Origin of the sequence: Sphingopyxis sp. MWB1, assembly GCF_000763945.1 — a bacterium.
GTDB lineage: Bacteria > Pseudomonadota > Alphaproteobacteria > Sphingomonadales > Sphingomonadaceae > Sphingopyxis.
Genome location: NZ_JQFJ01000004.1, coordinates 34,703 through 53,977, shown reverse-complemented (window position 1 = coordinate 53,977; position 19,275 = coordinate 34,703). Strand labels below are relative to the sequence as shown.

At 61.3% G+C, this 19,275-nt stretch carries 18 protein-coding genes; 11 read left to right on the top strand and 7 right to left on the bottom strand.

The window, feature by feature from the left end; genetic code table 11:
• Window positions 1-38: 38 nt before the first annotated feature.
• Window positions 39-3,125 carry an autotransporter family protein gene (locus tag JV18_RS15745; RefSeq protein WP_081944854.1) on the bottom strand — a complete coding sequence of 1,029 codons (3,087 nt, stop codon included), beginning with the start codon at window positions 3,123-3,125 and terminating at the stop codon, window positions 39-41.
• A gap of 72 nt (window positions 3,126-3,197) precedes the next feature.
• Entirely contained in the window at window positions 3,198-3,752 is a 555-nt protein-coding gene (locus JV18_RS0112970) for a DUF4126 domain-containing protein (RefSeq protein WP_443027799.1), read from the bottom strand.
• A 169-nt stretch (window positions 3,753-3,921) separates the two neighbouring features.
• On the opposite strand from JV18_RS0112970, the gene JV18_RS0112965 reads away from it, so the two are divergent.
• Both JV18_RS0112965 and JV18_RS0112960 read left to right on the top strand, forming a co-directional pair.
• Window positions 3,922-4,722 carry an NUDIX hydrolase gene (locus JV18_RS0112965; protein ID WP_033075389.1) on the top strand — a complete coding sequence of 267 codons (801 nt, stop codon included), beginning with the start codon at window positions 3,922-3,924 and terminating at the stop codon, window positions 4,720-4,722.
• An 85-nt stretch (window positions 4,723-4,807) separates the two neighbouring features.
• Window positions 4,808-5,125 (top strand): hypothetical protein, encoded by a 318-nt coding sequence (locus JV18_RS0112960; protein WP_235303453.1) that lies wholly within the window; start codon window positions 4,808-4,810, stop codon window positions 5,123-5,125.
• Between the two features lie 61 nt (window positions 5,126-5,186).
• Here the strand turns inward: JV18_RS0112960 and JV18_RS0112955 are convergent, their stop codons facing one another.
• Window positions 5,187-6,053: a carbon-nitrogen hydrolase family protein gene (locus JV18_RS0112955; protein ID WP_052072237.1), complete on the bottom strand. Its 867-nt coding sequence runs from the start codon at window positions 6,051-6,053 to the stop codon at window positions 5,187-5,189.
• A gap of 86 nt (window positions 6,054-6,139) precedes the next feature.
• Here JV18_RS0112955 and JV18_RS0112950 point away from each other — a divergent pair, with 86 nt between their 5' ends.
• A complete protein-coding gene (locus JV18_RS0112950) occupies window positions 6,140-9,136 on the top strand; it encodes a M16 family metallopeptidase (protein ID WP_081944853.1) in 2,997 nt (998 codons plus the stop codon).
• 22 nt (window positions 9,137-9,158) lie between these two features.
• On the opposite strand, the gene JV18_RS0112945 is transcribed toward JV18_RS0112950, so the two are convergent.
• Both JV18_RS0112945 and JV18_RS0112940 read right to left on the bottom strand, forming a co-directional pair.
• Window positions 9,159-10,940 (bottom strand): cation:proton antiporter domain-containing protein, encoded by a 1,782-nt coding sequence (locus JV18_RS0112945; protein WP_033075426.1) that lies wholly within the window; start codon window positions 10,938-10,940, stop codon window positions 9,159-9,161.
• 76 nt (window positions 10,941-11,016) lie between these two features.
• On the bottom strand, window positions 11,017-12,231 hold the full coding sequence (locus JV18_RS0112940; RefSeq protein ID WP_033075388.1) for an NADP-dependent isocitrate dehydrogenase: 1,215 nt from the start codon (window positions 12,229-12,231) through the stop codon (window positions 11,017-11,019).
• Between the two features lie 210 nt (window positions 12,232-12,441).
• Here JV18_RS0112940 and JV18_RS0112935 point away from each other — a divergent pair, with 210 nt between their 5' ends.
• Window positions 12,442-13,176 (top strand): phosphatidylserine decarboxylase, encoded by a 735-nt coding sequence (locus JV18_RS0112935; protein WP_033075387.1) that lies wholly within the window; start codon window positions 12,442-12,444, stop codon window positions 13,174-13,176.
• Between the two features lie 53 nt (window positions 13,177-13,229).
• A complete protein-coding gene (locus JV18_RS0112930; protein WP_052072248.1) occupies window positions 13,230-13,949 on the top strand; it encodes a CDP-alcohol phosphatidyltransferase family protein in 720 nt (239 codons plus the stop codon).
• On the opposite strand, the gene JV18_RS15075 is transcribed toward JV18_RS0112930, so the two are convergent.
• Together JV18_RS15075 and JV18_RS15265 are read right to left on the bottom strand one after the other, a co-directional pair.
• On the bottom strand, window positions 13,933-14,187 hold the full coding sequence (locus JV18_RS15075; protein WP_081944852.1) for a hypothetical protein: 255 nt from the start codon (window positions 14,185-14,187) through the stop codon (window positions 13,933-13,935). The genes JV18_RS0112930 and JV18_RS15075 overlap by 17 nt on opposite strands.
• Before the next feature lie 66 nt (window positions 14,188-14,253).
• Window positions 14,254-14,529, bottom strand: a complete 276-nt coding sequence (locus tag JV18_RS15265; protein ID WP_144243972.1) for a hypothetical protein — start codon at window positions 14,527-14,529, stop codon at window positions 14,254-14,256.
• Between JV18_RS15265 and rpsB the strand changes: the two genes are divergently transcribed.
• From rpsB to JV18_RS0112900, 6 genes are all read left to right on the top strand, one after another.
• Window positions 14,510-15,337: a 30S ribosomal protein S2 gene (gene rpsB / locus JV18_RS0112925; RefSeq protein ID WP_033075385.1), complete on the top strand. Its 828-nt coding sequence runs from the start codon at window positions 14,510-14,512 to the stop codon at window positions 15,335-15,337. The two genes, JV18_RS15265 and rpsB, sit on opposite strands and share 20 nt — an antisense overlap.
• 127 nt (window positions 15,338-15,464) lie before the next feature.
• On the top strand, window positions 15,465-16,391 hold the full coding sequence (gene tsf, locus JV18_RS0112920) for a translation elongation factor Ts (protein WP_033075384.1): 927 nt from the start codon (window positions 15,465-15,467) through the stop codon (window positions 16,389-16,391).
• A gap of 115 nt (window positions 16,392-16,506) precedes the next feature.
• Window positions 16,507-17,238, top strand: a complete 732-nt coding sequence (gene pyrH / locus JV18_RS0112915; protein ID WP_033075383.1) for a UMP kinase — start codon at window positions 16,507-16,509, stop codon at window positions 17,236-17,238.
• A gap of 13 nt (window positions 17,239-17,251) precedes the next feature.
• Entirely contained in the window at window positions 17,252-17,806 is a 555-nt protein-coding gene (gene frr / locus JV18_RS0112910) for a ribosome recycling factor (protein WP_033075382.1), read from the top strand.
• Window positions 17,807-17,909: 103 nt separating this feature from the next.
• Complete coding sequence (gene uppS, locus JV18_RS0112905) at window positions 17,910-18,596, top strand: polyprenyl diphosphate synthase (protein WP_033075381.1); 687 nt, start codon at window positions 17,910-17,912, stop codon at window positions 18,594-18,596.
• Window positions 18,571-19,275 (top strand): phosphatidate cytidylyltransferase, encoded by a 705-nt coding sequence (locus JV18_RS0112900; protein WP_327195768.1) that lies wholly within the window; start codon window positions 18,571-18,573, stop codon window positions 19,273-19,275. Before uppS ends, JV18_RS0112900 begins: the two co-directional genes overlap by 26 nt.

Here is a 19,275-nt window from a genome sequence, read left to right as displayed (position 1 = left end):
AAAGGGGCGCGGCCACCGGATATCAGGCCCTTGGTCGCTTACCAGCGGATCGTCAGACCCACCGTGCCGCCCATGCGGCGATTGCGCGGCCCCTTGACCTCAAAACCATAATCGCCCTTGGCATGCAGCGCGACGGCGCCAAATGTCGCAAGGAAACCGACGCCGACTTCGGCCTGGGTGCCGTCGAATTCGGTGCGAATGGGATCGGTGTCGAACCAGGTGGTCTGGCTACCCGACAGATTGTGGATCAGATTGGCGTGGAGATAGGGGCGCAGACGCGATCCTTCGCCGCCCGAATCGCCCTGCAGGCGCAATCCCAACCGGCCGGTCAGCGACTTCGCCGTCCCATAATCGACGGTCGAGAAAGCATCTTCACCATCGTCGAGGCGGATACGATGCCAGACGACCTGCGCTTGCGGCTCGAGCGTCCAGCGGCTTGAGAGGGCGAGCGGATAGCCGGTCTCGAAAGAGGCGGACAGCCCCTTGCCATCGATATCGAGCCCCATGCCGCTGGCGGCAACGGTTTTCCCATCGAACCAGCTATGCATGACGACGGCATCGACATACCAGCCGGGTTCGCCGACGACGGTGATATATCCAGCCAGATTTTTGGCATGAGCATCGATCTGACCGACGGTCAGGTCATTCCATCCGAGCGAGCGACCGCGTGTGGTGCCGTCGCCGTCCACCTGGCTGTAAAATACGCCCAGGCGGATATTGGCGCCGTCCTCGGGACCCAGATTGGCCAGATCCTGACCAATTTGAAATCCGGAGACATCGCCGTCAAAGGATGGGGCGACGTCGCCTTTCCATTTCAGTTCGCTGTCCTCGGCAAAAACGCGGCCCCAGGTGGCGGGCAGGACACTGCCACCGCGCAGCAGCGGCTGACCGCCGCGGCGCGTGTGGAAACTGCGGATCGAAAGGTCCGACAAATGCCGCAGAACGGGGGCCGACACGACAAAGGCGGCCACTTCGGGGCGATAGAGCGGCACCACTTCGGCGGTGTCGACCGTCGCCTTGGACGTGGGCGGCGGGGGCGGCGGCGGCGCGGGCTCCGGATCGGGACCGGGCTCGGGTTCCGGCGGCGGCGCGGGAACCGGTGCCGGCTGCGTCGGCGGCTCGGGCGGCGGCGGCGGCGGCGAAGGCTCCGGCGCGGGCGGCGGCGGGGGTGCCGGTGGAGGCGGCGGATCGGTGATGACCACCGGCGGTTCCGGATCGACGGGGTCGGGATTTTCCGGCGTCGGTTCGGGCGGCGGCGGCGGTGGTGGCGGCGCGGGCGGTGGAGGCGGAGCCGGGGGTTCCGGCGCTACCGGTGGCGGGGGCGGCGGCGGAGGGGGCTGAATGGGCGACGGCGCCGGCGCGGGCTGCGGCGGCGGGGGAGGGGGTGGCGGCGGCGGCTGATTGGGCGGCGGTGCCGGCGGCGCGGGCGGATTGACGATGGTGGAGCGCAGATACCAGCTATTCTCGCTGCCGTTTGACAGGCCGCCGCGGAACAGCAGATATTCGAACGCGCCCACCGCAACACGGTGGTTGAGCGCAAAGGCGCCGCTGCTCGTCGTCGCGCCGTTAAGCGCCTGGACGATCATGATGCCGTCGGCGATGGTCGCCGCGCCCCTTCCGCCCGCGTTCAGAATGCTGACGCCCGTCGTTCCCGACGCGCTGCCGCCGTCGATGACCAGCTTGTCCGACGCCGAGCTGTCGTCACCCAACACGGTGTTGAGCAACAGCATTCCGCCCTGACCGACATAATCGCCGAATATGGTGAAACTGTCGCCGGCATTACCCCCGCCATTGGTCAGGTCGATGCGGCCGGCATTGACCAGCCGCGCGCGCTGTCCGGCGGTAAAGGGCATGATGCCGCCATTCTGGCCGCCGCCAAACAGGCTGCTGGTGGCGTCCACCATCATCTGTCCCGTCCCCGTCCCGGCGTCGCCGAGGGTCAGGAAGGAATCAAAGGTCAGCTCGCTGTCGTTGGTGACGTTGACCGTCTCCCACCCGGTAAAGCGCGAGACGCGGTTGGCGGTGATATTGGACAGGTCGATCCGGTCATTGCCCGTACCGCCGCTGATTTCAGGCGTGTTGCCCATATGGGCGGCGGTCAGGTTGGTGAGGGTCGCGACGTCATCATCGCCCCCCATGTCGATCATGCCGTGAACGATGCCGCCGCTGTCCCAGACGAAAATATCCTCGCCCACACTCATGCGAACCTCACCGCCGACCGATCCGCCGGTGATGGTCACGCTGTCGGTGCCGCCCGACACGCTGATGTTCCCGCCGATGGTGCCGGCGGACAGGATGATGGTGTCATTGCCAAAGCCTGCGACCAGATTGCGGTCGATCGTGCCGCCCGACATGTCGAAGACATTGTCCGCCAGCTTCAGATTGACGCGGCCGATGCGGCCCCCGGTCATGATGGCATGGTCGCCATCGTCAAAGGCGTCGATAATCCGGCCGCCGGTCATGACAAAAGTGTCGAGGTCGCCGCCTTGATTGAGCGACTGGATCACGCCGCCGCTCATCTCGAAATGATCGAGCCCGTCGCCTTGCTGAACATTGCCGCCAATGGTGCCGTCGGTGATTTCAAATCGGTCGTCGCCATCGCCCTGGCCAATATCGCCGCTGACGGAGCCGCCGGTCATCATGAAAGCATTGGTGCCATGGCCTTGCCATATGCCGCCGCTGACCGTTCCGCCCGATATTTCGAAGCGATCCGCGCCATTTCCCTGGCTGATATTGCCGGTAATCGTCCCGCCGCTTAGCTCCAGAATATTGGCGCCATGACCCTGATCGATATTTCCCTGTACCCGGCCCGACCGCATGATGATCCGGTCATTCCCGCCGCCAAAGCGCACATTGCCATCCAGAATGCCGGTGCCATTCGCCGGAAAGGTCAGGCTGTTGCTACCCTGCAAATCTTCCAGCCCGCCAACGGAGGTTCCGCTATCGCAAACATAGCTGTCGTCGCCAATTGTCGGGGTAAAGTCGCAGGCGGCCTGAGCAGGAATTGCATATCCAACGGCAAGGCCCGCAACGCCGGCGAGAAGCAATCGCTTTGAACCGCGTGCGGCGTAACTTTTGATAACGGGTTCAGAGGAAAGAATAGGCGCAACGGATATAAGCGGCATAAGCCTCGCTCCCTGGCGGCAATTTCGGTCCCCACGGAAACTTAAGGGTCATCTATTGCTAAAATACTAATTTTACACGGGGGAATCGGTCCGCGCAGGGACCAGGCCTTTCAGGCTCGCCTTCACGTTGCGCAGCACCTTTTGCAACGTCCACAGCACCGCAACCGCCGCCGCCATCAGAAAAATGGCAATCAGAATGGCCAGCGGCGGAAAGGCGATGGCCAAAGCCAGCAAACCACCGGTCGCCACATCTTCGCCTGTTGAAACAGCGGCATTGCTATAGGGCTCGGGGCTCATATTGACCGCCGTGCGCGTCATCGCCTTGGCTCCATGGCTCAGCAGGGCGCCGCCACCGCCCAGCAGAAACACAACAACCTGCCAGACGGGATCGGACGCATCGACCAGCGCCAGCGCCAGAAGCGCCCCGCCAAGAGGGCGGATCAGGCTATGGATCGAATCCCATGCCGTATCGACCCATGCGATCTTGTCGGCCAGAAACTCGGCGGTCGTGCCCGCGGCAGCCACGGCAATAATCCAGGGGTTTGCCAATATTTGCAGCGATTGCAAATGATCGGGCAGCGGCAGCCAGCCGAAGTGCATCGCGACGCCGGTTGCAAATATAGTCAAATATAATCGCCAGCCAGCCAAAAGGCTCAAACTGCCCGCAACTCCCAAAATCTCCGCGATTCCCATGGGCTCGCTCCCGCTCTGTGCAGCGGTGTCACTTTGGAACTTGCGGGGCGAAACTGCAAGGTCGGGATGACAACGGCTTTTCTTATGCTATTCCAATATTCAAATGAACAATTCGGTGTCTTCTTCCTCATCCCCTTCTTCCGAGCTTCCCGAAGGCGCCGTGCCGGCCGCGACCCTTGTGATCATGCGCCCCGCGGCGGATGGCGGGCCTGACGAAATATTGATGGTAAAGCGCGCCCAGACCATGTCCTTTGCTCCGGGCGCCGTGGTCTTTCCGGGCGGCCGCGTCGATCCCGATGACTATCTGGTCGCCTCGCGCCATGGCTTTGCCGAAGGCGACCCTGACGGTGCGGCGCGCGTCGCCGCCTTGCGAGAGACAATGGAAGAAACCGGCCTGCCGATAGGCTGGCCCCATCTCGGAGACGCGGCGCGCACCGAGGTTCGCAAGGCCCTTCTCGGTGGCACCTTATTGTCCACGATTCTCGAAAGCTGTTCCGCACGGCTCGCGCTGGATTCGCTCATTCCCTTTGCGCGCTGGTGTCCCGATTTCAAAAAGGCGCGCAGTTTCGACACCCGCTTCTACGCGGTTCGCGCTCCCCAGCACCAACATGAATTGACCGTCGAAGAGGCCGAACATAGCGATATTTTCTGGGCAAGCGCCCAGTCGGCGCTCACCATGGCCGACAAGGGCGAGGTGTCCGTCATCTTTCCGACGCGCCGCAATCTCGAACGTCTCGCCCATGTGCCGGATTTTCAGCAGTTTTGCGTGCATTCAGCGCAATATCCCATCGAAGTCATCACGCCTTGGGTTGAAATTAAGGACGGGCAAGAGCGGCTGCATATTCCCGATCATCTTGGCTATCCGGTGACGAGCGAGCCATTGGAGAGCGTTCGGCGCCGATAAAAAACCCGGTTCGTTGCAACTTTAACGATACTTAGCCTTTTGATAAGAATTGCTGGTCTAGGGCAAATCATCGTTGCATTTGGGTGTGGCGATGCCTAAACAGGCGATGCAGAAGCAGACCGGGGAAAATTTCTGGTGTGATTCGAAGATAGCTATCCAGTGGACGGAGAATATGATGAACCTGCTGAAGAAGGCCGCGATCACTCTCGCGGCAACCTCGATGATTGCAGCTCCGGTTGCAGCATCGGCAGCCGATGCTACGCCTTCGGTTTCGACCGTTGACGGTCAGAGCGAACTGGCCGGTGGTTCGGGTTGGATCGTTGCAGTTCTCGCGCTTGCTGCCATCATCGGCGGTATCGTGATTGCTTCGGACAACGACGACGACAATCCGACCAGCCCCTAATAGGCTGTCGATTGATAGTTTAGAGAAGGGCTCCGGATATTCCGGGGCCCTTTTCTTTTGGTCAAAGCGTGATGTTTCGAGCAGCGCGAGAGCGACTTAGCGGAATGGCGGTGCGCGCTTTCTTGGTGGCAACGGGGTCGATTGGAACAAGCGCCAAGCGATAATCTTTCTCATCGCTTTCTCCACCTTCGATTTCCATGAGTATGCTTCCCCAAGGATTTATAGCGATGCTATGTCCATAGGTGGCGCGGCCATCCTCATGCTGCCCCTCCTGCGCCGTGGCGAGGATATGGCAGCCCGTCTCGATGGCGCGGGCGCGGAGCAGAATATGCCAATGCGCTTCTCCGGTGGGGACAGTGAAGGCGGCGGGAACCGCCAGCAACTCAGCACCCTCTTCCACCAGGCGGCGATATAATTCGGGAAAGCGCACATCGAAACAGATGCTCAGGCCCAGCCGACCCAGCGGCGTGTCGACCACGCAAATCTGTTCCCCTCCCAGAAACGCAGCCGATTCGACCCATTTTTCGCCCGTCGGCAGATCGACATCGAACATATGGATCTTATCATAATGCGCACGGAGGCTGCCGTCGGCGGCGATGACATGGCTGCGGTTGAGGCGCCGCCTTCCGTCGGAGGCAAGGAGCGGCTTTGATCCAGTATGTAGCCATATGCCATGGCGACGGGCAAAATCTTGCATGGCGCGGAGCCAAGCTTCGCCGCTTTCCAAGCTGATATGGTGGCTTGATCGTTCGCGATCCCGGTCGAGCAGAACCGACATTTCGGGCAAGAAGGCCATAGCGGCACCTTGGGCCGCGGCTTCGCCCAAGGCTTCCTCAATTGTCGCCAGATTGCGCTGGGGGTCGATTCCGCTCGTCATTTGAATCAGCGCCGCATGTGGCACGTCGCTTCTTTTCTGCGCTGTGGTCATGACCCCTCGCTATACCGGGTTATGCAAAGCCTCAAGGGCGGTGCAGTTCAGTGGTCAGCAAGCTTGGATCGCGATAAGGACAGGTGATGAATCATTTGATCGCGCCCGGCTCTACCAAGCCAGCCTCGCCTATCGCTCTCTCGGCCGTGATATTAGCGTTGGTCACAGCCCTTGGGCTGCTCTTGCCTGCGTCGGCCTCAGCGCGCGAGCCGCGTGTCGCCGCAGCGGCAGATAGCGCCACGTCCGACTGGCTCTATCGCGGGTCCGATATCCCGCGCGACCCAGCGTGGCATTTCGGGACGCTGCCCAACGGCGTGCGCTATGCTGTCCGCAACAATGGGGTGCCGCCAGGGCAGGTGTCGATCCGGGTGCGAATGGATGTCGGCTCGCTTTTCGAAAAGGAGAATGAACGGGGCTATGCCCATCTTCTCGAACATCTGAGCTTCCGCAGCTCGGTTCATATCCCGGACGGGGAGGCCAAGCGCATCTGGCAGCGCTTCGGGGTCAGCTTTGGCAGCGACTCCAATGCCCAGACGACGCCGACCCAAACTGTCTATCAGCTTGATCTGCCCAGCGTCACTGCCGCTTCGCTCGATGACAGCATGAAATTGCTCGCGGGCATGATCAAGGAGCCGCGTATCACGCCGCAAGCCGTGACGGCGGAGCGGGCGGTAGTTCTTGCCGAATTGCGCGAATCGAGTGGCCCTCAAAAGCGCATTGCTGATGCAACGAACGCTCATTTTTTTGCAGGGCAGCTTTTGGGTGATCGATCCCCGATAGGAACCAGCGCATCGCTGGCAAGCGCCGATGCGACCAGTGTCGGGGCTTTTCATCGGCGCTGGTATCGGCCGGAGCGTGCGTTGATCGTCGTGGTCGGGGACGGCGATCCGCAGGAGTTCGCGCAGCTGATTGCCAAACATTATGGCGGTTGGCGCGGCGAAGGCGCGCCAGCGCCCACGCCAGATTTTGGCGCGCCCGTGCCCGACGCGCCGGTTGCAAAGCTGGTGGTCGAGCCCGGCCAGCCCGCCACGCTGGCACTGGCCAAGATCCGTCCCTGGAAGAAAAGGGTGGACACCATCGCAAATACCCAGAGGCTTTATCTCGAATATCTTGCTCAGGCCCTCATCAATCGCCGTCTGGAAAACAGGGCGCGCACGGGTGGCAGCTATTTGGTTGCGAGCATAACCCAGGAATATCTCAGCCGAAGCGCCGATATAACCCTGGCCCAGATCGTTCCCCTAGGCGACTGGCGCGAGGCACTGGCCGATGTGCGCGGTGTGATCGCCGATGCCATAGAAACGCCGCCCTCTCAGGCCGATATTGACCGGGAGGCGAATGAAATTGAGGCCTTTCTTCGCAAGGAATTGGAGAATGCCCGTAACGAACCTGGCGCGCGATTGGCCGATGACCTGGTGCGGGCCGTTGACATAAATGAAGTCGTCACCAGCCCCCAGGGACAGGTGGACTTGTTCCGGGACATACGCCTCGCTGCCACGCCAGAAAAAATGCTGGAGGTCAGTCGTGCGATTTTCAATGCCCCGGTGACGCGCGCTATTCTGACCACGCCGGAACCCTTGCCCGGTGGAGAGGCGATGCTGCGAGCCGCGCTCAATGCCCCGATTGAGATTCGCAACGAACGCCTGGCGGCGGCGGACGTCGATTTTTCGCAGCTTCCTTCGCCCGGGCCGGCTGGGAAGGTGGTTGAGGCGTCGATCATCGCGGGGCTGGGTGCTGAACGGCTGGAATTTGCCAATGGTGTCACCGCGCTTGTATCGGACAATCGGGTGGAGCCGGGCAAGGTTCGGGTGAATCTGCGCTTTGGCAGTGGTCGGCGCAGCGTGGCCGCCGATGCTCCCAATCTCCTGTGGACTGGCGATTATGCCTTGATAGCCAGTGGATTAGGGCCGTGGGGCCAGAATGAGATCGATCAGATCACCAATGGCCGTCAGCTTCAGCTGGTGTTCGCCATTGACGACGATGCCTTTGAGCTTTCAGCGGAGAGCAGCACAGCGGATGTTGCCGACCAGCTTCGGCTGATGGCGGCTAAACTCTCGCATCCGCGATGGGATGCCGCCCCTGTGGAACGGCTGCGGATCGGTTTCCTGACCGGCTATGATCTTAATGACGCAACGCCCAACGCCGTGCTGGAACGCCATTTGCAGGGTTGGTTGACCGGCGGGGATCGCCGCTGGGCGCCGCCCGAACGTGCCGAGATGGAAGCGCTCACTCCCGACAGCTTTCGGAAATTCTGGGAACCCCGCCTTGCAAGCGGCCCGGTCGAGGTCCAGATATTCGGTGACCTGCAATCGGTGGATTATCGCAAGATATTGGCTGAAACATTGGGAGCTTTGCCGCCGCGGCCTGCGCTCGCCCCGCCGAGCGGCCACAATGTCGCTTTTGCAACACCCAATTCGCAGCCCATGATCGCCTATCATCGCGGCGACGGCGGGCAGGCCGCGGCGCTTACGGCGTGGCCTGCCGGAGCAGGGGTTGACGATCCACGCGACGCGCGGGCCATGGAGGTGCTTGCCGCAATTTTCAATGATCGGCTGTTCGATCGTCTGCGCGCCGAACAGGGAGCCTCTTATGGACCCGTGGTCGAAAGCCATTGGCCGACGGCTTTCGGGTCGAATGGCGGTTATTTGCTCGTCGGCAGTCTGCTTGCGCCCGGAGATATAGGGCGTTTTTACGAGATTGCCGATGCGATTGCCGCTGACCTAGTGGCGCGGCCCGTAAGCGCGGACGAATTAGCCCGCAATCTCACGCCTATTCGGGAACAGGTCGCGCGGGCTGCCACGGGCAATGTCTATTGGATGTTCCTGCTCGAAGGGGCCACGCGCGATCCCCGCATCATAGCCAATGCCTTGTCGATCCAGACGGATATGGCCGCGATTGATGCGACGGACATTCAACGGCTCGCGCGCCAATATCTGCGGGATGACCGGCGATGGTCGCTCGCCTTGCTGCCGCACGGCATGACTTTGGCCGAAGCCGCCACGCTGGACGAGGGAGAGGGCGGGCACACATCGCAGGCGTCGCGCGGTGTGACGGGTGGCGCAGGGGCCAGCAGCGGAACACGCTAACCCCTGCCAATCCTGCTAACGCCTATCTTTTGTCGTCCATCAGCCCCGCCATGCGGACGCGCTGGATACGTGGCTCGCGCTCCAGTTCGCCTTTGGTCATGATATCCTGCCGCATTTTGGCCCGGATATCATGAATGGATGCGACCACCGGCCCCATGGGCACGCCCAGATCGATGAGCACCGCCTCGGCGAGTTGCAAAGAGCTTTCGAGGGTTTCCGGCACGGCGTCGGTCGCACCCGAACGATAAAGTTCCGCGGCGTGATCGGCATCGCGGGCGCGGCAGATAATGGGGAGATCGGGATATTTCTGTCGCAGCATGCGTGTCATGCGAAGTTGTTGCACGGGGTCGTCCATCGTGAGAACGATGGCGTCCGCTTGCTCGATCCCCAGCTTGGCGAGGCTGTTGGGACGTGCGACATCGGCAAAGCGAATGGCGAGGCCCTCGCGCCGTGCCGACGCCACCGTATCGATATCGGCGTCGAGTGCGATATAGGGGCGCTCGTGCTTTTTGAGCAGTTCGACCACGGTGCGTCCTACGCGGCCGAAGCCGACAATGATGGTGCGATTGCTGGGGTCGACATCTTCTTCGGCATCGGCGCTCCCCATTTCAATACGCCGGGAAATATCATGCCCCACCCTTGCGAGGAGGGGGGTGATGGTAAGGCCGATCGCCGTAACCAGCTGCCAGAATTCGGCGGTGTTCCGCGTAATGAGCTGAGCATGAAGGGCGGCGGCCAGAACAATGAGTGTTGTTTCAGAAGGGCTGGCCATGAGCAGACCAACCTCTGCGGCTGTGCCGCGTCGAGCGCCCGAAAAGCGTAGCAAAAGTGCAGTAACCGTGGCTTTGATCGCCACCACCCCGATGACCGCTGCTGCAAGCAAGGGCCATTGCCGGGCGATGGTTTCCAGGTTGAGGCCCATGCCGACACTGATCAGGAAAACGCCGAGCGCCAGCCCCTTGAAGGGCGCGGTAATGGCTTCGACTTCTCCATGATATTCGGTTTCGGCAATCATGAGACCGGCCAAAAGCGCACCAACAATAGGGGAGAGCCCTACCGCGGCTGTCGCCAGCGCCGCTACAATGACCACCAACAGACTTGCGGCGAGAAAAAGTTCGGGGTCTTTGGCGCGTGCGGCCTGCGAGAAAATGCGCGGCAGCAGAAACCAGCCGGCAACAGCCAGAATCGCGACCACCAGCATGCCTTGCCATAAGGTGGTCAGGAGCAATTCGGTGTTGTTCCCTGCCGGATTGGGTGCAAAGGCGCCGAGAATGAAGATGATCGGGACAATTGCCAGATCTTCGAACAGCAGCATTGAGAAGGAAGCGCGCCCCACCGCAGATTTGGTGCCCGCTATGGGAAGAACCAGAGCGGTCGAAGAAAGCGCCAGGGCCACACCGAGCCCGATAGCTGCGGGCGTGGAGAGCGAACCCAGCATGTAAAGGGCGCCGCCCAAGATAAGCCCGCTGAAAAGAAGTTCCGCAGCGCCCACCCCGAAAACAAGGCGCCGCAGTTGCCACAAGCGACGGAAGGACAGCTCCAGCCCAATGGAGAAGAGCAGGAGGATGATCCCGAATTCGCCAAAGAGCGCGATGTCGTCGGCAGATTCGATGGTGACATGCTGGAGCCAGGGGTATTCGTCCGCGAGGGACCCCAGGCCGGAAGGGCCGACGAGCAGGCCCACGAGAATGAAGCCGATCACCGGTGTGATGCGAAAACGCGCAAAGGCAGGAATTACAATTCCTGCCGCGCCCAATACAATAAGCGCGTTACCAAGGCTCGCACCGTCCGCCGTTGTTTCCATCACCATGCGATGGTCTTAGGCAGAGGCGCGTGCCTTGGCTACCGCTTAATCTCAATCAAATTGATTTAATTAGGTGTCAGGCACCCATCGTCTTGTCTAGATTTTCGGCAATGGCTTCGAAGAAGCCTTCGGTGGTCAGCCAATTCTGATCGGGGCCGATCAACAGCGCAAGGTCTTTGGTCATCTTGCCGCTTTCGACCGTCTTGACGCAAACCTGCTCCAGTGTTTCGGCAAATTTGGTTACTTCAGGCGTGCCGTCGAGCTTGCCGCGATGCTTGAGTCCGCCGGTCCAGGCGAAGATCGATGCGATCGGGTTGGTCGACGTCGCCTTACCCTGCTGGTGCATGCGATAGTGGCGCGTGACGGTGCCGTGCGCAGCTTCGGATTCGACCGTCTGGCCATCGGGGGTCATCAGCACGCTGGTCATCAGGCCGAGCGAGCCGAAGCCCTGTGCGACCGTATCCGACTGGACGTCGCCATCGTAATTTTTGCAGGCCCAGACGAACTTGCCGCTCCACTTGAGCGCGGAGGCGACCATATCGTCGATCAGGCGGTGCTCATAGGTGATGCCGGCGGCTTCGAACTTGGCCTTGAATTCCTGTTCGAACACTTCCTCGAACAGGTCCTTGAAGCGCCCGTCATAGGCTTTCATGATCGTGTTCTTGGTCGACAGATAAACCGGCCACTGGCGCGCAAGGCCATAATTCATGCTAGCGCGCGCAAAGTCGCGGATCGAATCGTCGAGATTATACATCGCCATGGCGACGCCCGAGGAGGGGAACTGGAACACTTCCTCGTCGATCGTTTCGCCATTTTCGCCTTCGAACACCAGGCGCAGCTTGCCGGGACCGGGAACGCGGAAGTCGGTCGCGCGATACTGGTCGCCAAAGGCATGACGGCCCACGACGATGGGGTCGGTCCAGCCGGGGACAAGCCGTGGGACATTTTTAATCACGATGGGTTCGCGGAACACAACGCCGCCGAGGATGTTGCGGATCGTGCCGTTCGGCGACTTCCACATTTTCTTGAGGCCGAACTCCTCGACCCGCGCTTCGTCGGGAGTGATCGTGGCGCATTTGACGCCGACGCCATATTTTTTGATCGCATTGGCGGCATCGACCGTGATCTTGTCGTCGGTGCGGTCGCGCTCCTCGATGCCGAGGTCGTAATAATGAAGGTCGATGTCGAGATAGGGTTGGATCAGGCGTTCGCGGATCCATTGCCAGATGATCCGGGTCATTTCATCGCCGTCGAGTTCGACGACCGGGTTTACTACCTTGATCTTGCCCATGTTCGTGCCTTTTCCTGCGGGGAGTTGAGTTGAGCGGGCCTTAGGCAATGCGGCGCGATTGATCAACCGCCCTGGTGGCGCCGACCTATTGCATGTTTGGCGTTCACGGGGGAAGGGCGGGCAAGGCCGTTGGCCCTGCGGGAGCCTCCAGCCTTCATTTACGCGCCATATTCGATTGTCAGTCGCCCATCACGCTTTATAACGGCGCTCATGTCGAATAGCATTTCATCCAATCGACCGGGCGGCGGTATTAAATGGCGCTGGCCTTCGATTCATCCCGAAGGGCGCAAATTTGCGCTGATCGCGGCGATCGTCACCCTTTGTTTCTGGCTTTTGGGCTGGGAGATTGTCGGCTGGCTGATGGCGGGCGTGACTGCCTGGGTCTGCTCCTTTTTTCGCGACCCGGTGCGGGTGACGCCAACGAGCCCGGACTTGGTTATCTCTCCGGCCGATGGTTTGGTGACGCAGATCGCCGAAGTGCCGCCGCCGCCTGAAATTGCTGGCGCGGAAGGGCTGGGTGAGGGGCCGATGTTGCGGGTGTCCATTTTTATGAGTGTGTTTGACGTTCATATCAATCGCACGCCGATTGCCGGGACCTTGCGGAAAATAGCCTATATTCCCGGAAAGTTCGTCAATGCCGACCTCGACAAGGCGAGCGAGGAGAATGAGCGGCAGCATTTTGTCGTCGAGCGCGCGGACGGAGTGCGGATCGGCTTCACCCAGATTGCCGGGCTGGTGGCCAGGCGCATTCTCCCCTTTGTTAGCATGGGGCAGGATGTGAGCACGGGGCAACGTGTTGGCCTGATACGCTTTGGGAGCCGCGTCGACGTTTATCTGCCTGCCGGCACCACGCCGCAAGTGTTGCTGGGCCAGCGAGCCTTGGCGGGCGAAACGATTATCGCGCGGATCGGCGTGGCGGAGACGATGGACGGGGTCGCTCAATAGTGGGAGCGTCTGGCGAAGACCGTGTGCAGGACGAAGCGCGCCGTATCGGCGGTATGCCGCTGCGAGCGTTTGCGCCTAATGCAATTACAGCATTGGCGCTATGCTTTGGCTTGACCGGAGTTCGTTTCGCGATTGGCGAGGAATGGGAAAAGGCGTTGGCCGCCATCATTTTTGCAGGCGTGCTTGACGGCATGGATGGACGCATCGCCCGGCTTTTGCGCGCGCAAAGCCGTTTCGGCGCTGAACTGGATTCACTGTCCGACGTGATTGCCTTTGGCGTGGCGCCGGCGATGGTCCTGTTTCTCTGGTCCCTGCAATTTGCGCCGAAATTCGGCTGGACCGCTGCACTGGCTCTCGCGGTATGCTGCGCCTTGCGCCTCGCGCGGTTTAACTCGCGCATGGACGCGGAATTTCAGCCGCATAAATCAGCGGGTTTTATGACGGGCATTCCTGCGCCTGCCGGAGCCGGCCTAGCCTTCGTGCCCATTTACTGCTGGCTGGTCACGGGAAATGAAGTGTTTCGCCAATGGTATATTGTGATGCCATGGGCGCTGGCGGTGGCGATGCTGATGATCTCCGCCTTGCCGACCTATAGCTGGTCATCCATTCGTCTGCGCCGGTCCTGGCGGTTGTTCGCGTTAGCGGGCATCGGCTTGCTGGGCGCCGCCTTGATGACCGTCCCCTGGCTAACGTTGCTGGTTGTCTGTGCTGTTTATGTGGCGTTACTGCCTTTTGGCGTCGCCAGCTATGCAAAGGTCAGGCGGCGCAATTAAGTACGGCAGCCGGTAGCGCTTTCTTGGCTTGCGGGCTGCGGCGGTTTGAGGGCGCGCGCCGCGGGGGCAGGGAGTTGGGAGCAAGCCCGCTTTGGGGCGTGCGATAAGCCGGGAACGCCCCTTCGCCTATTAATGAGGACCAGATGGGTGCGGCATTTGAAGCGAGCATGGCTAAAATGACCATGACCGCCCCGCCGCCTGCAAGCGTGAAAAGGAGAGCGATGGCAATCTGCAGCATCAAATTTGTCCTTTCGGCATTTCTGTGCGAAACCCGTTTTCCTGAGCGGCAGGGTGCCGACGATTTCTAAAGGGGAATGTTCCATGTTCCCTTTTTGTTCTCAAATAATTTGCGGTGAAATGGTGTTTTCTGTCGACAGACTGAGATGTCGATGGCGGCGGCGGGGATTGGTGGGATGTCGCTGTCCTCTTGCTTTTCGTGTTCAACCCCGGTAACGGCGCGCGCATTCCACATGGAAGGCGCACATACCGGTGCCCGGCGATTCTTGAACGGATGAGCCAGGTTCTTGCCTTCCAGAGGATCAACCGGAAGGAGAAAGACTATGGCGGCACCTGTCGTCACGATGCAGAATCTTATTGAGGCCGGCGCGCACTTCGGCCACCAGACCCACCGTTGGAACCCGCGCATGAAGCCGTATATCTTCGGCGCGCGCAACGGCATCCACATCCTCGACCTGTCGCAGACCGTGCCGCTGTTCGCGCGCGCGCTCGACTTTATCGCGTCGACTTCGGCTGCGGGCGGCAAGGTGCTGTTCGTCGGCACCAAGCGTCAGGCGCAGGGGCCGATCGCTGATGCGGCGCGTGCTTCGGGCCAGCATTTCGTCAACCACCGCTGGCTGGGCGGCATGCTCACCAACTGGAAGACGATCTCGAACTCGATCAAGCGTCTCAAGACGCTCGAAGAGCAGCTTTCGGGCGACACCTCGGGCCTCACCAAAAAGGAAGTGCTCAACAAGACGCGCGAACGCGACAAGCTGGAACTCAGCCTGGGCGGCATCCGCGACATGGGCGGCATTCCTGACGTGATGTTCGTGATCGACGCGAACAAGGAAGAGCTTGCGATCAAGGAAGCCAATGTTCTTGGCATCCCCGTCGTCGCCATCCTCGATTCGAACGTCTCGCCCGACGGCATTGCTTTCCCGGTTCCGGCCAATGACGACGCGGCGCGCGCCATTCGCCTTTACTGCGAAGCCGTGGCCCAGGCGGCCACCCGTGGCGGCCAGCAGGCCCGTGCGGATCGCGGCGAAGACCTGGGTGCAGCGGTTGAGCCGGTTGCGGAAGCCGCGCTGACCGAAGCCGCCCCGGTGACCGAAGATGAACAGGTCCCTGCCGAAGCGGCAGCGGAAACCGAACGCCAGAGCGACGCCTGAGGCGCGCTTTTGACCGGGCGGCGCGCTATCAAGCCGCCGCCCTGTCATGGCTTTGACTTATCGCCCCGCCATGCGCGCGGGCGTCCGGCGGCCCCGATGGCGCCGCCCCTTTTGGAAAGGAACACTCATGGCTGAAATTACGGCCGCACTCGTCAAGGAACTGCGCGAACGCTCGGGCGCAGGCATGATGGACTGCAAAAAGGCGCTCGCCGAAAATGGCGGCGACATTGAAGCTTCGATCGACTGGCTGCGGACCAAGGGTCTTGCGGCTGCGGCCAAAAAGGCAGGCCGCGTCGCCGCTGAAGGTCTGGTTGGTGTTGCCACCGACGGGACGCGCGGTGCCATGGTCGAAGTCAACAGCGAAACCGACTTTGTTGCCAAGAATGAGCAGTTCCAGGCTTTTGTCAGCGACGTCGCCAAAGTGGCGCTCGACGGCAATATCTCGGACATTGAGGCGCTCGGCGCTGCTGCCTATCCGTCGGGCGGCACCGTTGCGGAAAAGCTGACCAACAATATCGCGACCATCGGCGAAAACCAGTCGCTGCGCCGTGCTGCCGTATTGGCGGTCGAATCGGGCGCGGTCACGGGCTATGTCCATAATGCCGCCGCCCCCGGAATGGGTAAGATCGGCGTGCTGGTTGCGCTGGAATCGACTGCCGGTGCGGACGTGCTGGAGCCGCTCGGCAAGCAGCTTGCAATGCATGTTGCTGCCGCGACCCCGCTGGCGCTCAATGGTGATGACCTTGATGCCGAACTGGTTGCGCGTGAGCGGGCGATTGCCGAAGAAAAGGCCGCCCAGTCGGGCAAGCCTGCCGACATCATCGCCAAGATGGTCGACGGCGCCATTGCGAAGTTCCGCAAAGAAAATGCGCTTCTGTCGCAGCCCTTTGTGATGGACGGCAAGACCCCCGTTGCGGAAGTCGTGGCGGCCGCTGGCAAGGATGTTGGCGCGACGATCACGCTCAAGGGCTTCATCCGCTTCCAGCTGGGTGAAGGCATTGAAAAGGAAGAAAGCGACTTCGCAGCCGAAGTCGCCGCAGCGGCTGGCCGCTAAGGCTTGTTGCGCGACTGCCGCGCTTTGGCGTGGCAGTCCGCTTGGCAATGGCGCGCACTCTGACTAGGGTGCGCGCCATTCGCATATAAACCCCTGACACAAGGTTCTTGATCACATGGCATTGCCCGGCCTGAAACGCATTCTTCTCAAATTATCGGGCGAGGCGCTGATGGGGCCCAATTCCTTTGGGATTGATCCCGATACCGTTGCCAGCATGGCCGCGGAGGTGAAGGAAGCGAAAGAGCGCGGGCTTGAAATCTGCCTGGTGATCGGCGGGGGTAATATTTTTCGCGGTATGGCGGGTGCCGCCAAAGGCATGGACCGGGCGCAGGCCGATTATATGGGTATGCTCGCCACCGTCATGAATGCCCTCGCCATGCAGAATGCGCTGGAGCAATTGGGCGTCCAGACCCGGGTGCAGTCGGCGATCGAGATGGACAAGGTGTGCGAGCCGGTGATCCGTCGCCGCGCCGAACGCCATATGGAAAAAGGGCGGGTGGTGATTTTTGCCGCCGGTGTCGGCGCCCCCTATTTCACCACCGACAGCGGCGCGGCGCTGCGCGCAGCCGAAATGAAATGCGATGCGCTGCTGAAGGGCACGAGCGTCGACGGCGTTTATAACGCCGACCCCAAAAAGGACCCCCAGGCGGTCCGCTATGCCAGTTTGAGCTATGACCGCGTCCTTGCCGACAATTTGAAGGTGATGGACGCGAGCGCGGTGGCTTTGTGCCGCGACAATCAAATCCCGATTGTTGTTTTCAACATTCGCGAACCCGGAAATCTGGCGCGCGTGCTGGCGGGCGAGGGCGTTGCCACCGTCGTCGGCGACGCAGCCGGTCACGCATAGAGAGGAAAGACAGATGGCGAAATATGACAAGGCGGACCTTGAGCGCCGCATGAATGGCGCACTCGAATCGCTTAAGCAGGACTTGGCGGGGCTGCGCACAGGACGCGCCAATTCAGCGCTGCTCGATCCGGTTACGGTTGAGGTCTATGGCGCGCAAATGCCGCTCAATCAGGTGGCTTCGGTGAGCGTCCCTGAACCGCGCATGCTGTCCGTGCAGGTGTGGGACAAATCCAATGTCGGTCCCGTGGACAAGGCGATCCGTTCGGCTGGCCTGGGCCTCAATCCGATTGTTGACGGGCAGCTCTTGCGCTTGCCCATTCCGGAAATGACGCAGGAACGCCGCAAGGAATTGTCGAAACTTGCCGGACAATATGCGGAAAAGGCCCGTGTGGCGGTTCGCAACGTCCGGCGCGATGGCATGGATGCGCTGAAGCAGGATGAGGCCAAAAAGGAAATCAGCGAAGATGACCGCAAGCGTGCCGAAACCGAGGTTCAGAAAATGACCGATGCGGTGATCGCGGATATTGATGCAGCCGCTACCGCCAAGGAAAAGGAAATATTGGGCTGACGCGCATGAGGCTCCGCTTTTGCGGCGCAAGGCGGGGTCGTGGGAAGGCGCCAGCTGTTCATGCAGGACAATGTCGCGCCCTGGACCGAATGACGGATTGAAGATGACCCAAACCCCTATCGGCGCGCGCCATGTCGCCATCATCATGGATGGCAATGGCCGCTGGGCGAAGAAGCGCCATCTTCCGCGCGTGGCAGGTCATCGCGCGGGCGTTGAGGCTGTGCGCAATATCGTCCGCGCTGCGGGGGATATGGGGCTGGAGGCAATGACGCTTTACGCCTTTTCCTCGGAAAATTGGAAAAGGCCGGAAGAAGAGGTCAGCGACCTGATGGGCCTGATGAAGCGCTTCATCCTTTCCGACCTTGATGAATTTGCCGCCAATGATGTGCGGCTCAAGGTGATTGGCGACTGGCGGGCGCTCGCGCCCGATGTGGTCGAACTGATCGACAAGGCGCTGGAGCGGACCGCGGGCAACAAGCGCACCACGCTGGCAGTGGCGCTCAACTATGGCGCGCAGGATGAGCTGGTGCGCGCGGCGCGCGCGGCGGCGGCCATGGGTGAGATCAGCGCAGAGGCCATTGAAGCCAATCTTGATACGGCAGATATGCCGCCGCTCGATCTGCTGATCCGCACGTCGGGCGAGGTGCGTCTGTCGAACTTTCTTTTGTGGCAGTCGGCCTATGCTGAACTTTATTTTACCGATTGCCTGTGGCCCGATTTCAAACCCGCTGATTTGAAAGCGGCGCTCGATCATTTTGCGCGGCGTGAACGCCGTTTCGGAGGCTTATAATATGGCAGCGGCGCGGAAATCGGATCTTCTGGTGCGGGCGGGATCGGCTCTTGTCCTTTTTGCCATCGCGGGCGTTGCACTCTGGTTCGGCGGGCTCGCCTTCGCCTTGTTGCTGCTCGTCGGGGCAGCGCTGGTCATGGTGGAATGGTTTGCGCTCGTGCGCGCCATGACACTGTCGGGCGCGGCGCGCGGCGCGCTGATGCTGCTCGGGCCGGTGCTGGTCGTCGGCGCGGTGGCGGGTCTTTGGTATATTCGCGAGCGTCTGGGGATGACAGCAGCCCTGTGGGTGTTCGGCATGGTCTGGGCCACCGATATCGGCGCCTATTTTGCCGGACGCGCTTTTGGCGGCACGCGGCTTGCCCCTTCGATCAGCCCGTCCAAAACCTGGTCGGGGCTGATCGGCGGCATGGTCGCTGCGCTGATCGCCAGCGCGACCATCGGCGACCGGGCGGGGGTGCAGGGTGTGCCCTTGTGGATCGGCCTGTTCGCCGGACTGGTCGCGCAATTGGGCGATCTGGCCCAAAGCTGGATGAAGCGGCGCGCAGGCGTCAAGGATTCGGGCCATCTCATTCCCGGTCATGGCGGGGTGTTCGACCGGCTGGATGGCTTGCTGCCGGTCGCGTGGATCTTTGGGCTGCTCGCCTTGACGGGCCATATTGCCGTCCGGGCGGTGGGCTGA